A 19639-nucleotide genomic window follows, 5' to 3' on the forward strand; every position below is an offset into this window, starting at 1 on the left:
ACTCTCATCATCTTTATTCTTTTATTAATGACTTATTCGCTCTTATAACTTCTTGATACAATAATGGTGACCACTTTTCATTTATGTAGTCTTGAATTACCCAGCCTACTCTTGTAGGATTCTTTTGTTTTATATCGTTTGCAATTTCAGGATTTATATAAGAAGCGTAGTAATATGGACTATTCCATGCTGTACCACCAGAAGACAAGCTTGTAAAATTAATATATAGATGATTTAAATCCTCGCTATTGTTCATCGTTTCATCCATCGTATCTTTAATAGATTTTACTTTCTCATCATAATTCACTTTATATTTATCTTGTACTGTTACATTTACATTTTGGTTTACAGTTGTGGTAAACGTCTCATTATCTGGCCAATAAAAATTATTATATCCTCCAGATTCATTACTACCACTATATCTTTTTAGTAGTACAATTTTCCCACGAGCATCTCCAAGTTTTATATTTCCTTCTGTTTTTAAAAAGATAGGATCAACAAAATAATTTTTTTCAAACGTACTACTAAATGAACCTTCTGCCCCTTTCATATCCTCATACTCTTTTTTTAAAGACATAATAATTGTTTCACTCGGGTTATCTTTTAAAAATTGTTTCGCTTCATTTATGAATTCATGCAGTGTTACGTAAAGATATAATGGCCCATGATGAAGAACTATCGTATTATCATCTGTTAAACGTCCTCTTATATCAAAAATGCGAGCTCCATGGTCCATTTGATAGCGAAAATCATATTCTTGCGTCATTCCCCACACTTGCTTAATCGGATTTTGCAACTTGAACGTCCCACTATCGTGTGTTCCTGGAATTGAAATTCGTGCTAACGGGATATTATCAGGTATAGGTTGCATCCATTTTGACCAATTTTCAAGCTCATTAACAGAGCTAGCTGCAACTACTCTCTTATCATGTAAAGCAAATACAAATGTGATAAATATTGTACTACATATGAATAATTTCAAAATTAACTTCTTATTGCTCATTATTATCCCTCACTTTTTCTGTTTTTACATCAAACTTATTGAATATAATATAAGCTAGTTCATAAAAAATAAATAACATTTCATCAATATGAAATATTGCATAGAAGTAAAGTTAAAAAATCATTCACATATACTAAATTAGAAAAATTTAAAGGAACTTCATCTGAAGTTCCTTTTGCTTATTTTATGTTCAATACATATGAACCATCTTTATTCTCATATTTATAGACGTATAAATAATATTTCCCTGGCTTTGCATTATAAGTTCCTTTAACTACATTTCCTTCATTTTCACCATATGCTACATAGTTATTTAAATCTGATTCATGATGAAGTACCCATGTCATTCCGATATTTTGTTCATTTAGTAGAGAAATATTAATATTTTCCGGTGAGTCAATTTGGAAAGTAAATACATCTACTCTATCACTATTATGTAGCGTTCCTTTCACCGGTGTATGAAAGTTAACTTTATTTGCCTGTCTAGGCTCATTGTTTGGTTCATTTTCTGTTACTTGTAACTCATTCCCACCGTTTGGTTTTCTTTGTTCATAACCTAAGTTTACTAGTATAGACTTCAAATCTGGTAAAACACCAATTTTATCTGCATATGGATTTTTAGATTTTGTTCCTGTGCTCTGGTTGCTTAATATTGCTCTTAGTTCACTTGGTCTATATGGTTGTCCTAAATTTTCTTTAGCAATGCTTTGTACTAAAGTCGCTGCCCCAGCAATAATTGGCGAAGCACTAGATGTTCCGCTAAAGCTTGAAGTATAAAGATTTACAGCACTTCTACTTTGCTCGGCTGTAGTTGTATCTACATTTTCTCCCCATCCGTACACATCAATACGGCTTCCATAATTCGAAAACCACATACGTTCATGAGGGAAAGATGAAGAGCCAGCTCCTACCATAATTGCACCCGAATCTTTAAAATCTTTACTATTACGATTTAAGACTTGCTTACCCTTTCTATCTTTGAACTGATCTAAATCATTCCACCCATTTGCTCCAGCCTCTATAATTACAATTCCCTTATCTGTACCAGCACGAATTGCATCAAAAATATCTGGTTGTACTTCAACAGGTAAATATTTATCACCATATCCATCAAAGGATGCTTGCGCCTCTAATAATAAAACATCCCCAGCTTCTAACTGATTTACAGCGCTTAATATTGCATCAGCCGTATTATACTGTCCATTATCTCTTATTTGAGAGATAACCTTTGCTTTCGCTTTTGGCGCAATCCCAATATTCCCGACTTCATTGTCCTCAGAAGATACAATTCCTAGTACAGACGTCCCATGACCGACATGCTGATTTATATTTCTTCCAGACATTAATTCAATATTTTGATGTAATAAATCCTCATGATTTAATAGCCATCCGTATTCCATATCAACAAAAGTGATACCATTTCCATTACCGCCTTGAATTCCCCAGGCGAAAGGCGCATTAATACCGTATGGGGCTGCTTCAAGATAACCTTGTTTTTTAAATCTAGGATTGTTATTAGGATTAAGAGCTACACTTGATGATCGCACTTCAGGTGGCATTATTTTCTCTTGTTTCTTCATATACGCATCTTCTATTAAAGAAGATGCCTTTAACTTATCTACTATTTCTTCTTCATACCCACTATTTTGATTTTGAAGAATATAGTAGTTTAATAAACTTGTAGATACATGATTAGGTGCTTTCACTTCAAGGTTTTGTATTTGTTCCGGGCTTACAGATGTGAATAAACGAGTAAATGTTACATCTGGATATTCTGTCAAAAGATCTTTTATTACTTTATCATTCGTTTGAGATTGTATTTGTTTTTCAATACCATCTTCATATGGCAAATCCAAATCCGCTTTAAATTTTACAATGATTTGCTTATCTGTTTCTTGTTCTATCCCTAATTTACTCTGCTGTTCTATAGAATCAGCATATACACTATTGATAGTGCCTCCTGTTCCTAAAAGTGTTGTAATGATTACAGTTGACGCACACATTTTTTGAAATATTTTCATTACATCAATCCTCCTATTAAAAATTATTAATCATAATATTAATCTATAATGATTTCTTCTATAACGTATTCCCTTTCTACTAAATAGATTATAGTAATCAGAAATATGAACTTCAATGTATTTTCATATGCAATATTTCATATTCTGACTCTACACTAAACGAATATGAAACTTATAGTGATTATTTATTTTATATGTGCTAATATACTTACATTAATATATTACGCATATACACATTTCAAACTACATTACTTAATAGTTTCACCTTAATTTTTTCTTAGGAGGATTTACAATGAAATTACTAAAAATAAAACATATAATTCCTTTATCTGCGGCCGCAATTACATTCGTATGTAGTCAAAGTACAGCTGAAGCTTCTACCATTCATACAGTAAAAAAGAACGATACACTTTGGGGCATTAGTAAACAATACGGAGTTTCAATACAATCCATTAAACAGGCTAATAATAAAGGAAACGATAAAACCTTTATTGGCGAACAGTTACATATTCCAGGGTCCGTGAAATCAAATGAAATCACTGTTCCTCAAAACGCCAAGCCTGCGAACATTTCTGAACAAATTATTTATCAAGTACAACCGGGAGATTCATTAGAAACGATAGCAAAGCGTTACAATGTCACTGTCCAATCTATAAAACAAATTAACAATACAGTCGGAAACAAGCTTTATACAGGACAACATTTAAAAATCAACTCAAGCATTTCACAAAAAGAAAAAGACTTAATGGCACGCTTAGTTACCGCTGAAGCAGGTGGCGAATCCTATAAAGGAAAAGTAGCAGTAGCAAAAGTTATACTAAATCGTGTAAATGCAAAAGGTTTTCCAAATACAATAACAGGCGTTATTTATGAACCTATTAAATACGGATATGCATTTACTCCTGTTACAGATGGAAGAATTAATCAACCTGCAAGTGCAGAAGCAAAAATGGCTGTAGAAGAGGCTATCTCCACAAATGGAGTAGATTCAGACTGGATTTATTTCTACAATCCAAAAACATCAACGGACAAGTGGATTACGACACGTCAAACAGTAGCAGTAATTGGTAACCATGTGTTTGCTAAATAAGATTTAAAATCATTAACAGGCCTCTTCACTTAAAAGGTCTGTTTTTTTATATGTAAGATGTTATTAATCATATGACATAGTGATTTTTAAACTATTTCTTCTTTCAAATAAAAATTTTTGTATTTACTCCACCACTCGGAGAAATTAATAAAGCATCAAGTTCAAAAACTCCCACTTTATTAATAAAAGCTATTTCTTACCTTCATAAAATTGTTATACACTAGAAAAATAAAAAACAAACTATTCGTTAGCAGGTGAAAGAATATGTATGATGTTACAATTATCGGCGCTGGAGTAAGTAGCATTTTTATGGCTTATTCACTAGCTAAAAGTAACAAAAAAGTTTTAATTCTTGATAAAGGTAAAGCGCTAGAAGATCGCCATTGTCCTTTAGACGAAGGAAAAGTGTGTAATTGTACTACATGTGATAAATATTTTGGGTTTGGTGGTTTAGGAAAATCTGAAGGGAAATTTAATTATACAAACGGATTTGGCGGAGAACTTGAGCAAAAAGTCGGTAAAGAGGGTTTTATACAACTCATGGCTGAAGTAGATGAAATTCTATGCCAGTTTGGTGGAAGTTCTGTCTCAAAATATTCTACTGAAAATTCAAGTCTCACTAAGAGAGCTGAAGCGTGTGGTTTACAAATGCTAACAACAGAAGTAAGACATCTTGGTACTACACTTTCCAGTAACATTTTTCAGCAGCTCTATGAATTTTTACTGCCGAAAATAAATATCCAATTTCATATAGATGTACAACATATTCTGAAACAGGAAGATCATTTTACAATAGAGACAAATCAAGGAACAGCTCAAACTAAGCAACTAGTATTTGCAACTGGGCGTTCAGGGGCTGACTGGTTAAAAGATATGTGCAGTTCTCTAAATATTTCTCAGGAGCAAACACGTGTAGATTTAGGAATTAGAGTAGAAATGAAAGAACATCAATTACGTTCTATATTAAAAGATACTTTTGAAACAAAACTTTCTTATCAAGGTGAGCATTTCACAGCAACTACTTACTGTATGAATCCAAAAGGACGCATCATTCGAAAGTACGAAGAAGGTTTAGTTATGCCTGACGGTCAAAATTTTCGAGAGCAAGGAACTGGCACTTCTAATTTAAATTTCACTTTATTTATTCCTCGCTATTTTCCAACTCTCAAAGAAGCAAATGTATACGCAAGTTCAATTATTAAAGGCATTAACCAAGGACGAGATCGGATTGTTATACAGCGCTTAGAGGACTTACTAAAGAAACAACCTACGGCGGAAAACAGCATGGAACATAATCGTATACAGCCTACACTACAGGGGGACTATGGAGATTTGAATCAAGAAATTCCTCAATTATATATTGAAGGGCTAAAAGAATTTTTATTACGCTTAGAACAATTTATACAAGAGCCTATCGATCAGCATGCTTTACTATATGGAATTGATGGAAAGTTCTATGCTCCTACGATAAAAATTAATAATCATTTTGAAACTAGTATACATGGGCTATTTTTAATTGGAGATTGTTCAGGCGTTACGCATTCATTATCTCAAGCAGCTGCAAGTGGTCTGTATGTTGGAAAGTACTTATCTGACATTTAATTTCTATTATTAAGATTTCAGTCAAATATATTCAATTTCAAAATACTTTACTTATATATAGTAAAAGTATATTAATAAGTCCCCTATTCTTCCCGGCTAATAATTAACCGACATAAAGTCGAGATTTTACAAGATACATATGTAATATAACTGTATATTTAAAACGATTGACATTCAATTCTAATAAATTGAATGTCAACAGTTTTAAAAGTCTCTATCCATTTTCACTTTCATTTGTTCGATATTTTGTAACATCATCATAGTGTTTAATATGGTAGGATGTCTATAAGTCAATTTCACTACAACTATGACTTGTTCTGCCCGTTTCTCAAAAAGAGTTATATTTATGCTACTACGCTTTAAAAATCCCCATTGTATGTATATGAATACTTCAAATTATTCCCTTTAGAAAATAGAGTCTAAATGGTTCATTACACTCTAATAGTTATAAAAACATAATATATAACTTCAGTTAAATAAATTGTATAAAGAAGGTGTAAAAATGAAGAATAAAATAAATTTACAAATGCAAAATATAAGCTTTGTTATAATAATGGCTTTAGCAGTATGGTTAAAAACATATCTTATTACGCGATTCAGTTTTGATTTAAAAATCGAGTCTTCAACGCAAGAGCTTATTTTGTTTATTAGTCCTCTAGCCGCATCATTAGCATTTGTTGGATTAGCATTATTTGCAACTGGTGAAAAGCGAAATTATATAGCGCTATGTATTAATTTCTTATTAACAATCGTACTCGTTGGAAATGTAATGTTCTATGATTTTTATAGTGATTTCGTTACATTACCAGTACTTGGACAAACCTCAAACTTTGGACAATTAGGCGGCAGTATTATAGAAATATTAAACTACAAAATTATACTCGCATTCGTAGACATTGTTTTCTTCTTTATTTTATTAAAAAAGAAATCATTGGTCTTTAAAACAGAACGTGTAACTCATTCTACACGCTTGTTATACTTTCTTTTAACAATTGGTGTATTCTTTGCGAATCTACATCTTGCAGAAAAAGAGCGCCCTGAATTATTAACGAGATCATTCGACCGAGTAATGCTTGTCAAAAATTTAGGCCTATATACTCACCAAGTATATGACTTAACACTGCAAGTAAAAGCCGGTTCACAAAAAGCGCTTGCTGATAGTAGTAAATTACAAGAAACTGAAAACTACGTAAAAGCAAACCAAAGCGAGCCAAACCCTAATATGTTTGGTGCAGCGAAAGGAAAAAATGTAATTGTCGTCACTCTTGAATCCTTGCAAACCTTCTTAATAGGCGCATCAGTCAATGGGCAAGAAGTTACACCATTCCTAAATGAATTCATAAATGAAAGTTATTACTTTGATAACTTTTTCCATCAAACTGGTCAAGGGAAAACATCCGATTCTGAATTTCTAATCGATACGTCGTTGTATCCATTAAATCGAGGGGCTGTATTCTTCACACACGGTAACAATGATTATACTGCGACTCCAGAAATTTTACGTCAGCAAGGTTATTTCACTTCTGTATTCCATGCGAATAACGCAACATTTTGGAATCGTAATATCATGTACTCTGCTCTTGGTTATGATCGTTACTATAATGAGCTTGATTACAAAATCACACCAGAAACAAATTTAAATTGGGGATTAAAAGATATCGAATACTTTGATCAATCAGTAGATATATTAAAAACTGTTAATCAACCATTCTATGCTCGTTTCCTTACTTTAACAAACCATTATCCATTTACGTATGATGAAGATACAAAATTCATTGAACCATACAACTCTGGTAATGGCGTATTTGATCGTTACATCGTAACAGCACGTTACTTAGACGAATCAATTAAAAAATTTATTGAACGTCTAAAGGCCGAGGGGCTTTACGATGATTCTATTATTGTGTTATACGGTGATCATTATGGTATTTCCGAAAAACATAATCGTGCAATGGCACAGTTTTTAGAAAAAGATCAAATAACAGAATTTGATACTTTAAATTTACAACGTACACCTTTATATATTCATATTCCTGGACAAACAGAAGGTCAAACTATTTCAAAGCCTACTGGACAAATCGATATGAAACCTACTATTCTAAATTTATTAGGTGTTGATTCTACGAATGATATTCGTTTTGGCCATGATATGTTTTCAGATGAATATACTGGCTTTGTTGTTTTACGTGATGGTAGCTTCATTACAGATAAGTATGCATACAAAAACAACACTTTCTACGACCGTATAACAGGTGAAATTGTAGATTTACCAAAAAAAGAAGCTCAAGCCCTCATTAAACGTGCACAAAATGAATTACGAATGTCTGACAAAATTATTGAAGGCGATTTATTACGCTTCTCAGAAAGCAATAAAATTAAAACTGGCGAAGTACAAACTAAAATTAAAGAAACAGAAAAATAATCTATATATGAAAAAGGAGCAACTTATTACAGTTGCTCCCTTTTACTTTTATTCTACGCTTGTTTCTAAAGCTACATCCGTATAGGTATTATCATTACCTATATTTAAAATTACTTCACATTGACGCAATCTCAATTCAAAGAGCATGATAGAATCATGATAGATTTCAGGATTTGATTTCATCTTATGTAATATCTCTTGTTTTTCTTGTATTTCTAAATGCGTGTTTTCTACAGCTTGCTTTAAGGAGTTAAATGGATTCCTAAAGAATATATTAATATCTCGCTCTTGTGTGTTTTCAAACAGCTCAAATTGCAAGAAAAATTTCTTCATAATAGAAGCCGTTACCTCAGTATAATCTTCATTTTCTACATACTGTTTGTATTTGTTATATAGCATAGATTTATTTTTAGGAAGAACTCCAAATAATTTACCGGCACTTTTCAGTAAAAATTGTGCTGGCGTAAATCGACGTAAAATATTTACTTCATCCATTTGTATTCTAGTCGTCATCCTGTCAGTATCTCTGCGCCAGTCATCAAGCACTTTAAAGTCACATTCTAACTGTATTCTATTTTCTCCAAATAGTGAATTAAGCCCTTCACTAAGTTCTTCTAAATACGTTTGGCTTTGAAGAAGCTCATTATTAGAAGTTGCAATCCAATTTTGCATAGAAAGAGCAAGATTAGATAGTACAGTTTGTTCTAAATATTTATGCACTCTTTCATTCATTGCTTTATTTAGTTCCGTATCCATGTGCCCGAAATCACTTTCTTCACTAATTATATTAGAACAACTCTTTAATATCTTGGGGATATTTTCAGTAAGATCATTCGTAATTTCAGTCTTCATTGAACGATATGATTGTGTAATGAAATGAATTTTTTCCCTCTCAAATGCAGTAAGGTTATTAATGCTACCGTTTAGTTTCACTAGCATATCTTCATTCCAATTAATAGCATCCACTAGATTGTTTTCTTTCTCAACACGTTTATCCAAAAGATATGTAATTGTTTTTCGAATGAAATATAATAACTTTTCAGTACGTTCTGCATCGATATGTTTATGATTAAAGTTAAAATGAATAAACTCAGTTAAATCATTTAATTGTTGACTACTTGTATATAACGAAGAATAAGGGAAAATTCTCGCATGTGGGAAATATGTGTTTATTCTCGCTGCCGTATCATGTAATACCCTTTTTACTTCTGCTTCACTGTAAATGTTATCGATTTTATTTAATAAGAAATGAATTTGTAAATTTGGCGTATGTTCTTGAATACTTAATAGAATGTCACGTTCTTTATCAGTAAAAGGTGAATCCGCATTCAATACGAACAGTAATTCGTCTACAGAATTTAAATATTCGAATATCTCATCTCTAGTGTCGTTATTCCTATTAAAGCCAGGTGTCACTACAAATGTAAGTTTATTTTCATTTAAAAATCTGCATGGTAATTTAAATTCAACACATGCTCTATCTCTATATGTTTGATGGTGCTGGGACATCATATTATGGTAATCAGAGACATCTTCCGTTGTTGTAATTGCTGAGTCTGTTATGGCGTTTATTTCTATATGAGCATCATTTTTTAAAACTACTACATTTGAAATTGATTTTTCTAATATATTTTCTCCTAATATAGAGTTAATAAATGTAGTTTTTCCGTTTCCTGAAGTTCCCGTTACTAAAATACGATTTGTTCTTAAATCTGCGAGCTCGTCAACTAGCCATTTAAATCGGTGACCTATTTCTATATTGTGCTTTTGTGCCCATTGTGTAATAGATTCAAAAAGATGTAAGCTGTACTCTAAGCCATTTACATGATTAATAGAATGTGACAATAAGTTTTCTGCATGTTCTATATTTGCTGAATCTATTTTGGAAGGGAAAATCTCATCCCATGCCAATACAGCTGCAGATGGAAATACAGCATAAGATGGATTGACTACCTTTAACCAATTTGCTAACAGATTTGGTATGATATCGTTTAATTGTCTAAGCGTATATTGACCTTGAATTAATGCAAAGTACGTTTCTTCGTAAAGAGCAGAAACTTTGTTCCATATATCGGACGAATGTATTTCAATATGTAAGAAAAATTCATTTATTGTATTAAGCCATAATAAATAATTTTGTTCATCTTTATAACTGTTCCAAAGTGATGAAACCATTTGTGTAAATTGTACTTGATCTACATTATTTAATGTAGCTAATGCATCATAAAAATAGTCTGGTGAAATATGTTTAGTAAACCCTTTATCGATATATCCTTTTAACACCTCAAACCATGGATACGATTCTATTCGAATTAACTCATTCACAGCAAGCTCTACTGCACTATCAAAATCTTGCTGTTCCTCATAAAAGGAACGGGCAATTTTTGTGACATTCGGATAATCAGGATTTAAAGAAACTGCTTCTTTAATAACACCGAAAGCTGAGTCAAAATTATTTTGCTCAATGTAAAGAGAAAGTAATTGTAATCTAATTTCGGTCATCAATATTTTATTATCAGTAGTAATGGAAGTATAAATATTTTCAGCAAATGATAATTGATTAAGTTCGAAATAAGCATCCGCAATATTTTTTTGTGCCCATGGTGCTAATTCATTACTAACCTTCTCCCATTTAAAAATAGCTGCTTCAAAATCTTGATGACGATAATAAAATTCACCTTGTGCAAAACGGATATAAGACCCATCAGAAATCTCATTTTTTTCTTCGTTTACATAAGCTTGTCCAAGTACGTCAAGAGTTGGTTTTGTTTCATTTTCCATTAGGAATGTTTCATAATACACCTTTTTTATTAATTGTTTTTCTAATCTCATCTTTTCCCCCACTATATCTTGAAAATACATTTTTAAGATATGTCAATACTTTTTGTATGTATGCTTTTTATCTTAACAAAGAATATCTTTTGGAAAATTTCATTTTCCTTTCATTTTTCAAGTTAGATTGAATTTTTATGAGAAAAGTTTCAGTTTTTTTTCAATTTCCTTTCAGTTATGAAACAGCATTAAATGTTCCTAATAACCTAATAACACTATAATATCCCACATTATATTATCAAGAAAACCCCATATAAACCATATTATAAAAACAATCTATATTGAATTTATATGCATAATTCACTGTGCTGTCAAACAAAAAAACAACAATAGGAGCTAACAGCTATTCTTACCATTTCTTCTCAAATTGTTTTCCTTTAAAATGTTCCAGTGGTTATGTAATTAAATTCCATTAACCTATATAAATAACTAGTCCAAAAAAAATCTATATGCATATCATGTTATAGTAAAGAATTTAGGAGATCCTAAAAGGAGGCATTTTCATGTTTGAAGATAAATCTAAAATAAATTACCCATATGAATTTACTGAAACTACAACAGTTCCTCTAAAGAACCCCATTGATAAAAAATTCAAGAACGGGACAGGTACACATAACTTTCCAATTAAGAAGCACTATAAAGAGCAAGTTCTATACACTGAAAAAATTAATAATAATAAAAATAAATAATTGTATAGATCCTTATAACAATTAGCCAAATAAGAAGCAACATTTGGCCATGCATAGTTATTTGGTTAGTAATGTAGAAATCTTTATTATACAATTCATGCACCTTTTAAAAAGTGCTGTATACAGCGCTTTTTTATACATAGATAAATTTAAGCTAACGCAGCCAAGAAATAAACTGCAAAGTTACTCCACCATATTTTCGTTTAACAATTAAATCTACATATTAAAAGGGAGCAACAGTAAATGTTGCTCCCTTTTGAAATGTAATTTTATTCACCCTACATAACCCTCTTAAACATCTTCTCCAAATCATAAGTAGAATGATGCACAAGAATTGGTCTTCCGTGCGGGCATGTGTACGGGTTTGTTGTTGTACGTAGTTCTTCCAGTAAGGCAAATATTTGATCGTTCGTTAAATATTGATTTGCTTTAATGGATGCTTTACAGCTCATCATGATGGCTGCTTCTTCACGTAACTTTTTAATATCAACTTTTTTTAGTTTAACGACTTGCTCCATCATTTCATCGATAATTTCTGTTTCTTGTCCTTTCGGGAACCACGTTGGATGCGAGCGGACGATAAAGGATTGATGGCCGAATTGTTCTAAAAATAGCCCGACTTTTTTTAGTTCTTCTAACTGCTCTTCGACACGTAAAAATTCAGTAAGAGATAGATCAATACGGTACGGTACAAGTAACTCTTGTACTTCTTGTGCTACTCTTCCTACTTTATCACGGAAGTATTCATAATTAATACGTTCCTGCGCGGCATGCTGGTCAATCATATATAAGCCTTTATCATTTTGAGCGAAAATATATGTTCCGTGCATTTGTCCAATTGGATAAAGCGGTGGTAATTCATTCCCATTCATTTCAATCTCTTTTATTTCCCGAACTTCTTCTTCTAATTCCTCTAGTTCAAAGTCCTCTTCATTACTGTCCCACGATTTCTCTTCTCGAATTGGTTCTTCAATTATCGGTCTAGTAGATGGCTGCCAACTTTGTTCTTCTCTTATGAGCGACTGTGGTGGTTGCCATTCTTGTTTCGGCGGTTGCCACAGTTGTGCTGGCTGTTTCACAGGCAGCGATTCTTCTTGTTTTTCATCCATGCCAGTTGGTAAAACGATGTCCGGCATGGATGGTTCTTTCGGCTTCGCATGCTCAAACTGGAACTGTTCTTGCACACTTTCGTCTTTTTCTTTTTTCTTCGTTGTTACGCCTGCATCTGGAATGAGCTGTATTTTTTTAAATGCAGCTTGCAATGTTTCTTCGATCAGCTTTAGCAATTCTTGTTCTTTACTAAAACGAACCTCTAACTTCGCTGGATGTACGTTAACGTCAACTAGCATTGGATCCATTTCAATCGATAAGAAGCCAATTGGATACCGGCCGACTGGCAGTAATGTATGGTATCCTTGCTGAATTGCTTTCATTAGTACAAAGTTTCGAACGTAACGACCATTTACGATCGTTGACATATAATTACGAGATGCTCTCGTTACTTCTGGTAATGTTACATAGCCTTTAATTGTAAAGTCTAAAGATTCCGCTTCAATTGGAACAAGCTTCTTCGCAACTTGAATACTGTAAATCGATGCAAGTACTTGTCTTACATCACCGTTACCTGATGTATGAAGCAATTTCTTTTCATTATGAAACAGTTTTAACGATACTTCTGGATGTGACATTGCAATACGATACACGATATCTGTAATATTCCCGAGCTCCGTATGAATGGTTTTCATATATTTAAGACGCGCTGGTGTATTAAAGAATAAGTTTTGTACTGTAATATCTGTTCCTTTTCGGCTCGCAGTTTTCTCTTGCTTTATAATGTCTCCACCTTTAATGATGAGGTGTGTACCAGGCGCATCACCTGTGCTAGTAATTAATTCTAATTCACTAACAGAGGCAATACTCGGCAATGCCTCACCGCGGAAACCGAGTGTTCTTATACGAAACAGATCGTTTTCATCTTTAATTTTACTCGTCGCATGGCGTTCAAAAGCGACGATACAGTCTTCTTCTGCAATACCATCACCGTTATCAATGATACGAATTTTCGATAACCCAGCTTCTTCTAAGTGGATTTCAATAGATGTACTATTCGCATCGATAGAATTTTCCACAAGTTCTTTTACGACTGAGGCAGGGCGCTCTACTACTTCCCCTGCCGCAATTAAATTAGAGAGTTGGTCATCGAGTTTGCGAATTTTCCCCATCTACTTACTCATCCTTTCTTTAACTTCTTCTGTAAGCGATACAATTCGTTCATCGCTTCTAAAGGTGTCATATCAAGTAAATCGATTTTTTTAATTTGCGCAAGTACTGCGCTTTCTTTTTGATCAAGCACAGGCTTGTCTTGTTTTTTTGAAGATTGGTCTCCTCCAAAGAAAGATAGTTGTGACTCTTCTTCAGTCTCTTCTTTCTTTTCTTGTATTTCTGCCGGTTCTTCTTTTACAACTACAGGTTCTGGAACAACTTCTTGTACCTTTACTTCTACACGCTTTGGAATAATAATTTCTTCCTGTCCTTCTAGTTGTGCTAACACTTCTTTCGCGCGGGCAATTAAGCTATCTGGAAGCTCTGCAAGTTGCGCAACGTGAATTCCGTAACTTTTATCAGCTGCTCCATCTTGAATTTTATGAAGGAATACTACTTTTCCATTCTCTTCAATTGCTGAAACGTGTACATTTTTCAGTTGATTTAAACTCTCTTCTAACACAGTCAATTCGTGATAATGCGTAGAGAATAACGTTTTTGCACCAATTTGGTCATGAATATGTTCAATGATCGCTTGTGCAAGTGCCATGCCATCATACGTAGATGTACCGCGTCCAATTTCATCGAATAAAATTAAACTTCTTTCTGATGCGTTTGCAATTGCATTTTTCGCTTCTAACATTTCGACCATAAATGTACTTTGACCTGAAATTAAATCATCTGCTGCACCAATTCTCGTAAAGATTTGGTCAAATACAGGTAATACTGCTTCTGTTGCTGGTACGAAACAACCAATTTGTGACATAACCGTTACAAGTGCTAACTGTCTCATATACGTACTTTTACCAGACATGTTCGGTCCTGTAATTAAAAAGACATCCATCTTCTCTGGCATAATACAATCATTCGGTACATACAATTTCCCGTTCAATACTTTTTCAACGACAGGATGACGACCATCTTTAATAAAGATTTCACGCTTCGTTGTTAGTACAGGTTTTACAAACTGTTCTTCTTCACTAACTGTCGCAAAACTTTGCAGTACGTCTAATTCACTAATTACTTTCGCTAAATGTTGTAATTTCGGAATAAATACTTTTACTTCTTCACGAAGCGCTGTAAATAAATCGTATTCTAGTTGTACAATTTTTTCTTCTGCTTCTAAAATTAACGTTTCTTTTTCTTTCAGTTCATCTGTAATGAAACGTTCAGCATTAGCAAGCGTTTGTTTTCGTTCGTAGCGGCCTTCTGGAAGTGCTGCAAGATTCGCCTTCGTCACTTCAATGTAGTAGCCGAAAATACGGTTGTACCCAATTTTTAACGATTTAACTCCTGTAATATCACGCTCTCGTTTTTCAAGCTCAGCGATCCACGTTTTTCCGTTTTTACTAACGTAACGATATTGATCAAGCTTGTCATTATAACCGTCTTTAATAATATCTCCATCTTTAATAGAAAGCGGTGGGTTTTCTTGAATACTTCTTCCTAGTAATTCAGTTAAGCTCTCACATGGATCCGCCCCTTGAATTAACCTTGCTGCATAAGCATTATCTAACAAACTAATCGCTTCTAAAATAGCTGGTACTTGAAGTAAAGATCGTCTTAACTGTAATAAGTCCCTTGCATTGACATTACCAAATGCAACTTTTCCTGCTAAACGTTCTAAATCATATACTTCTTTTAATTTTTCTTTTAAATCTTCACGTAAGAAGTAATCATTTACAAATGTTTCAACCATTTCTAAACGCTCTTCAACTTTTTCTTTCTGAATAAGTGGACGTTCCATCCACTGTTTTAACATACGACCACCCATAGCTGTTTTTGTTTTATCCAATAGCCATAATAATGATCCTGTTTTTTCTTTCGTTCGAAGTGTTTCTGTCAGCTCTAAATTTCGCTTTGAATGCACATCAATTTTCATAAATTGATTCGTATAATAAATTTCTACAGGTTGTAAATGATCTAATGAACGTTTTTGCGTTCTTATCACATAGTTAAATAAGCGTCCAATTGCTTTAATTAACTTTGCTTGCGAAACATTTTTCACAAGATGTTCTAATCCTTCAGGAATTGCCGTTGCATCTTCATATGAGATTGTCATTTTTAACGTTTCAGTTAATTTATTTAATTCATCTTTAGAAAATGAAGAATCTACAACAATTTCTTTCGAACCAGTTGCATACACTTCTAATAAAATATCTTCTACTGAACCTGTTAACAACGTTACTGTATTTTGTCCAGTCGTTAAATCATTACAAGCTAATGCATATGATCCATCTTCAAAATGTGTTAATGCGGCTAAAAAGTTATTTTCTTTCTCATCAATCGTACGCCCTTCCATCATCGTTCCTGGCGTAATTAGTTGTACTACTTCACGGCGCACTACACCTTTAGCTGTTTTTGGATCTTCCACTTGCTCACAAACAGCTACTTTATATCCTTTTTCAACAAGTTGTTCAATATAGTTTTTAGCTGCATGATGCGGTACACCGCACATCGGTATACGATCACTACTGCCACCATCTCGGCTCGTTAATGTAATTTCAAGCTCATGAGCTGCTTTAACGGCATCTTCAAAGAACATTTCATAAAAATCGCCTAATCGGAAAAATAAAAAGGCATCTTGATAGTCTGCCTTAACCTTTAAATATTGCTGTATCATAGGGGTATATTGCGTCATACTTTTCCTCCATAATTCTTACATAGTAATCAATTTTCATATATGTCACATTTCACGGACATCCATATCTCCTATTTCAGGAGTCTTTCTTCATTATAACATATTTCATAAAGAATCATGTTCATTCAGCGCCACTTATATAAAGTAAAAAGCTAGGAAGAACTTCTCCCTAGCTTTCTATTACTCTTCTTCTGCATCAACGATAAAGTTCGGATCTAATTCTTCAAATTCATCATCAGCAATTTGGAAATCATCATCTGATTCTACGCAGCCTTCAGGATTTACACTTACACAAATTTTCGTTTCTCCAACTACTTCTGTTACAAATTCACGTTCTACAGTTACAACAATTTTATTACCGTTTGGTGATACAAGCGCTTCTAAACAATTTGGTGGCTGAATAACACGAGCAATAATTTCTAAATCGTCACCAGAAAAGTTTTTATCACGATAACCAATGCTTACTTCGTCCGTGTAGTTCACACGTTCTGTTACAACTTCAGTCTTTGTATTTCCATCAAATGAATACCAAGTGTTCACATCATAGAAACCTTCAATTTCCACATGCTTCCCATTCTTTCTTGCTTCGTACGAGTGGTTAATTACCCAGCACCCTAAAATACTTGTTGGTTCATTATTCGATTCACATGTATGCGTTGACTTTGTATACTTACGTCCTTTTCCAACCACTGCTTTTGTAATAATCTCTCTAAATTCGGACATTCGTAACCCTCCTCAATCACTATTCACTTAATCATATGCGTGACAATAGCGGAATGTGTCATTCTTTTTTTGAGAAGAACTTACGTTTAATCAACTAAAAAAAAGAGATGTCAATATGACATCTCTTTAACAACCACAATTTCCTTTTTTACTTTCTACCGCTGCGCCAGTTTCACCCTTAAGTACATCGCCACCAGTTGAAATTAATATTTCATCTGTAACGTTGTTAGAAATTGTACTAGCAACTAACTGTAATAAGTCATTTACGTATGTTTGTGAAGATTTAAATTCTTGTACGACTGGAATACTGTCTAACTTATCTTGCAATGCATCAATTTCAGCTTCTACCTTTTTTAAAGCTTCCCACTTCCCGTAATGCTGCAAGTTTACTGCTTGTTTTTGCAGTGCTTTAATTTCATCGATTGCGCGCTTTACATTTTCATTTTTATGAATTTGCGCCTCTGCTTTCTTAAAAAAATCAACTTCTTCTGTTTCAGAAATCATTTTTGCTAATTCTTTCGCTTGTTCAACAATGTCATCTTTCGAATATACTTTCATCTATTATTTCACCTCAATCGGCTCTTCAACTAATTCCCCGTTAAGAGACCAAGTTTTTGCTTCCGTTACTTTTACTTTCACAAGCTGACCAATTAAAGATTTTGAAGCGACGAAGTTTACAAGTTTATTCGTACGAGTATAACCTGCAAGTACTTCCGGATTATTTTTACTTTCCCCATCAACTAACACTTCTACAATTTGACCTTTATAACGACTATTCTTTTCAATTGCCAACGTATTTACTAGTGTATTTAAGCGTTGAAGACGTTCTTTCTTTACTTCCATCGGTACATTATCTTTCATTTTTGCAGCTGGTGTACCTTCGCGAGGAGAATAAATAAATGTAAAGGCAGTATCAAATCCTACTTCACGATATAACGACATCGTTTCTTCAAATTGCTCATCTGTTTCATTTGGGAAACCAACGATAATATCTGTTGTTAATACTGCATCTGGAATTGCTTCTTTAATTTTTCTTACAAGTTCTAAATAATGCTCACGTGAATATTTACGCGCCATAATTTTCAACATATCTGTACTTCCAGATTGAACTGGTAAATGGATATGTTCTACTAGGTTGCCACCTTTGCCAAGCACTTCAATTAAGTGATCATCGAAATCACGTGGATGGCTCGTTGTAAAACGAATACGGGCAATATCAACTTTACGAAGTTCGTCCATTAAATCGCCAAGACCGTATTCTACATCTTCAAAGTCTTTACCATATGCATTTACGTTTTGTCCAAGTAACGTAATTTCTTTATAACCATTTGCAGCTAAATGACGAATCTCTTGGATAATATCTTCTGGACGTCTACTTCGCTCTTTTCCGCGTGTATACGGTACAATACAATACGTACAGAACTTATCACAGCCATACATAATATTTACCCAAGCTTTAATATCACCACGACGTACTTTCGGAAGGTTTTCAATTACGTCGCCTTCCTTTGACCATACTTCAACTACCGTCTCTTTCGAGAACATCGCATCTTTTAGAATGTACGGTAATCTATGAATATTATGCGTTCCAAATACCATATCTACATGCTGATTTTTTTGCATAATTTTATTTACAACAGATTCTTCTTGAGACATACAACCACATACACCAATTAAAAGGTCCGGATTTCTTCGTTTTAGTGACTTTAAATGGCCTAGTTCACCAAACACTTTATTTTCAGCATTTTCACGAATCGCACAAGTATTTAATAAAACTACATCTGCATCCTCAGTTGAAAAAGTTGGTTCATATCCAAGCGTTGTGAAAATACCTGCCATTACTTCCGTATCATGCTCATTCATTTGACAACCATATGTACGAATATAGAACTTTCTTCCTGTACCAAAATTGCGAAACTCTTCAGGTAAGCCAAAATCCCGTTCAATTTTAACTTCTTCTTTCCCTCGCTTTTTCGCATCCTTTAAGGAAGGTGGTTGATATACACTTTCAAAGTATTTACTATAATCTTTCTCTTCTTTTTTCGTAGAGGAATTTGCTTGTTGACTTGCTAATCGTTGTTGCTCGTTCATCGGTAATCTCCTTTCACCCTTAACTATACACACTCTATAGTCCATTTTAATGCGCTTAGACTCACCTCAAAAATGGTTAGATAGCTTGGAGATAACTTGTCCTTTGAAACTTGAGTAATCAATCTAATCATTCATAAGAATGAAGTCTTCCCCACGCAAATAGACATTCCCTTTTTATCATTTCTTGTTGTCCTACCCAAAAGCATATTGCTTTATCCCTATAAACATTACCATAGTATGACGTGTTTCGCCAATTTTAACAA

General features: G+C 33.4%; 12 protein-coding genes. 4 read left to right on the forward strand and 8 right to left on the reverse strand.

Annotation, left to right across the window (positions count from 1 at the left end; translation table 11 throughout):
* Positions 1–13 precede the first annotated feature (13 nt).
* Positions 14–1003 carry a phosphatidylinositol diacylglycerol-lyase gene (gene plcA / locus RT27_RS12925; RefSeq protein WP_000066296.1) on the reverse strand — a complete coding sequence of 330 codons (990 nt, stop codon included), beginning with the start codon at positions 1001–1003 and terminating at the stop codon, positions 14–16.
* Positions 1004–1182: 179 nt separating this feature from the next.
* Entirely contained in the window at positions 1183–3024 is a 1842-nt protein-coding gene (locus tag RT27_RS12930; protein ID WP_043936376.1) for a S8 family serine peptidase, read from the reverse strand.
* A 292-nt stretch (positions 3025–3316) separates the two neighbouring features.
* Between RT27_RS12930 and RT27_RS12935 the strand changes: the two genes are divergently transcribed.
* From RT27_RS12935 to RT27_RS12945, 3 genes are all read left to right on the forward strand, one after another.
* On the forward strand, positions 3317–4114 hold the full coding sequence (locus tag RT27_RS12935; RefSeq protein WP_000771003.1) for a cell wall hydrolase: 798 nt from the start codon (positions 3317–3319) through the stop codon (positions 4112–4114).
* A gap of 264 nt (positions 4115–4378) precedes the next feature.
* On the forward strand, positions 4379–5716 hold the full coding sequence (locus tag RT27_RS12940) for an NAD(P)-binding protein (protein ID WP_043936377.1): 1338 nt from the start codon (positions 4379–4381) through the stop codon (positions 5714–5716).
* 502 nt (positions 5717–6218) lie between these two features.
* Positions 6219–8138, forward strand: a complete 1920-nt coding sequence (locus tag RT27_RS12945) for an LTA synthase family protein (protein ID WP_043936378.1) — start codon at positions 6219–6221, stop codon at positions 8136–8138.
* Positions 8139–8186: 48 nt separating this feature from the next.
* On the opposite strand, the gene RT27_RS12950 is transcribed toward RT27_RS12945, so the two are convergent.
* The gene (locus RT27_RS12950; protein ID WP_043936379.1) at positions 8187–10970 is read right to left on the reverse strand and encodes a dynamin family protein; all 2784 of its coding nucleotides are present in this window, start codon (positions 10968–10970) and stop codon (positions 8187–8189) included.
* A 503-nt stretch (positions 10971–11473) separates the two neighbouring features.
* On the opposite strand from RT27_RS12950, the gene RT27_RS12955 reads away from it, so the two are divergent.
* Complete coding sequence (locus RT27_RS12955; protein ID WP_000461138.1) at positions 11474–11659, forward strand: hypothetical protein; 186 nt, start codon at positions 11474–11476, stop codon at positions 11657–11659.
* A gap of 278 nt (positions 11660–11937) precedes the next feature.
* On the opposite strand, the gene mutL is transcribed toward RT27_RS12955, so the two are convergent.
* The 5 genes from mutL to miaB form a co-directional block, all read right to left on the reverse strand.
* Positions 11938–13881: a DNA mismatch repair endonuclease MutL gene (gene mutL, locus RT27_RS12960; RefSeq protein WP_043936380.1), complete on the reverse strand. Its 1944-nt coding sequence runs from the start codon at positions 13879–13881 to the stop codon at positions 11938–11940.
* 8 nt (positions 13882–13889) lie between these two features.
* Complete coding sequence (gene mutS / locus RT27_RS12965) at positions 13890–16562, reverse strand: DNA mismatch repair protein MutS (protein ID WP_029443103.1); 2673 nt, start codon at positions 16560–16562, stop codon at positions 13890–13892.
* Positions 16563–16742: 180 nt separating this feature from the next.
* A complete protein-coding gene (gene cotE / locus RT27_RS12970) occupies positions 16743–17285 on the reverse strand; it encodes an outer spore coat protein CotE (RefSeq protein ID WP_001288799.1) in 543 nt (180 codons plus the stop codon).
* A gap of 126 nt (positions 17286–17411) precedes the next feature.
* Positions 17412–17843, reverse strand: coding sequence for a RicAFT regulatory complex protein RicA family protein (locus RT27_RS12975; protein ID WP_000870460.1), 432 nt, complete (start codon positions 17841–17843; stop codon positions 17412–17414).
* Positions 17844–17846: 3 nt separating this feature from the next.
* Positions 17847–19376: a tRNA (N6-isopentenyl adenosine(37)-C2)-methylthiotransferase MiaB gene (miaB, locus tag RT27_RS12980; protein ID WP_001005392.1), complete on the reverse strand. Its 1530-nt coding sequence runs from the start codon at positions 19374–19376 to the stop codon at positions 17847–17849.
* Between the last annotated feature and the right edge of the window lie 263 nt (positions 19377–19639).

It is taken from the genome of Bacillus sp. L_1B0_5 (genome assembly GCF_000836715.1).
In the GTDB taxonomy this organism is placed as follows: Bacteria; Bacillota; Bacilli; order Bacillales; family Bacillaceae_G; genus Bacillus_A; species Bacillus_A thuringiensis_S.

Excerpts from the sequence above, each read along its gene's own strand:
- RT27_RS12955 (WP_000461138.1), top strand. The coding sequence starts at position 11,474 with ATGTTTGAAGATAAATCTAAAATAAATTACCCATATGAATTTACTGAA.
- cotE (WP_001288799.1), bottom strand. The coding sequence starts at position 17,285 with ATGTCCGAATTTAGAGAGATTATTACAAAAGCAGTGGTTGGAAAAGGA.
- RT27_RS12975 (WP_000870460.1), bottom strand. The coding sequence starts at position 17,843 with ATGAAAGTATATTCGAAAGATGACATTGTTGAACAAGCGAAAGAATTA.
- RT27_RS12950 (WP_043936379.1), bottom strand. The coding sequence starts at position 10,970 with ATGAGATTAGAAAAACAATTAATAAAAAAGGTGTATTATGAAACATTC.
- plcA (WP_000066296.1), bottom strand. The coding sequence starts at position 1,003 with ATGAGCAATAAGAAGTTAATTTTGAAATTATTCATATGTAGTACAATA.
- RT27_RS12940 (WP_043936377.1), top strand. The coding sequence starts at position 4,379 with ATGTATGATGTTACAATTATCGGCGCTGGAGTAAGTAGCATTTTTATG.
- RT27_RS12945 (WP_043936378.1), top strand. The coding sequence starts at position 6,219 with ATGAAGAATAAAATAAATTTACAAATGCAAAATATAAGCTTTGTTATA.
- RT27_RS12930 (WP_043936376.1), bottom strand. The coding sequence starts at position 3,024 with ATGAAAATATTTCAAAAAATGTGTGCGTCAACTGTAATCATTACAACA.
- RT27_RS12935 (WP_000771003.1), top strand. The coding sequence starts at position 3,317 with ATGAAATTACTAAAAATAAAACATATAATTCCTTTATCTGCGGCCGCA.
- miaB (WP_001005392.1), bottom strand. The coding sequence starts at position 19,376 with ATGAACGAGCAACAACGATTAGCAAGTCAACAAGCAAATTCCTCTACG.
- mutS (WP_029443103.1), bottom strand. The coding sequence starts at position 16,562 with ATGACGCAATATACCCCTATGATACAGCAATATTTAAAGGTTAAGGCA.
- mutL (WP_043936380.1), bottom strand. The coding sequence starts at position 13,881 with ATGGGGAAAATTCGCAAACTCGATGACCAACTCTCTAATTTAATTGCG.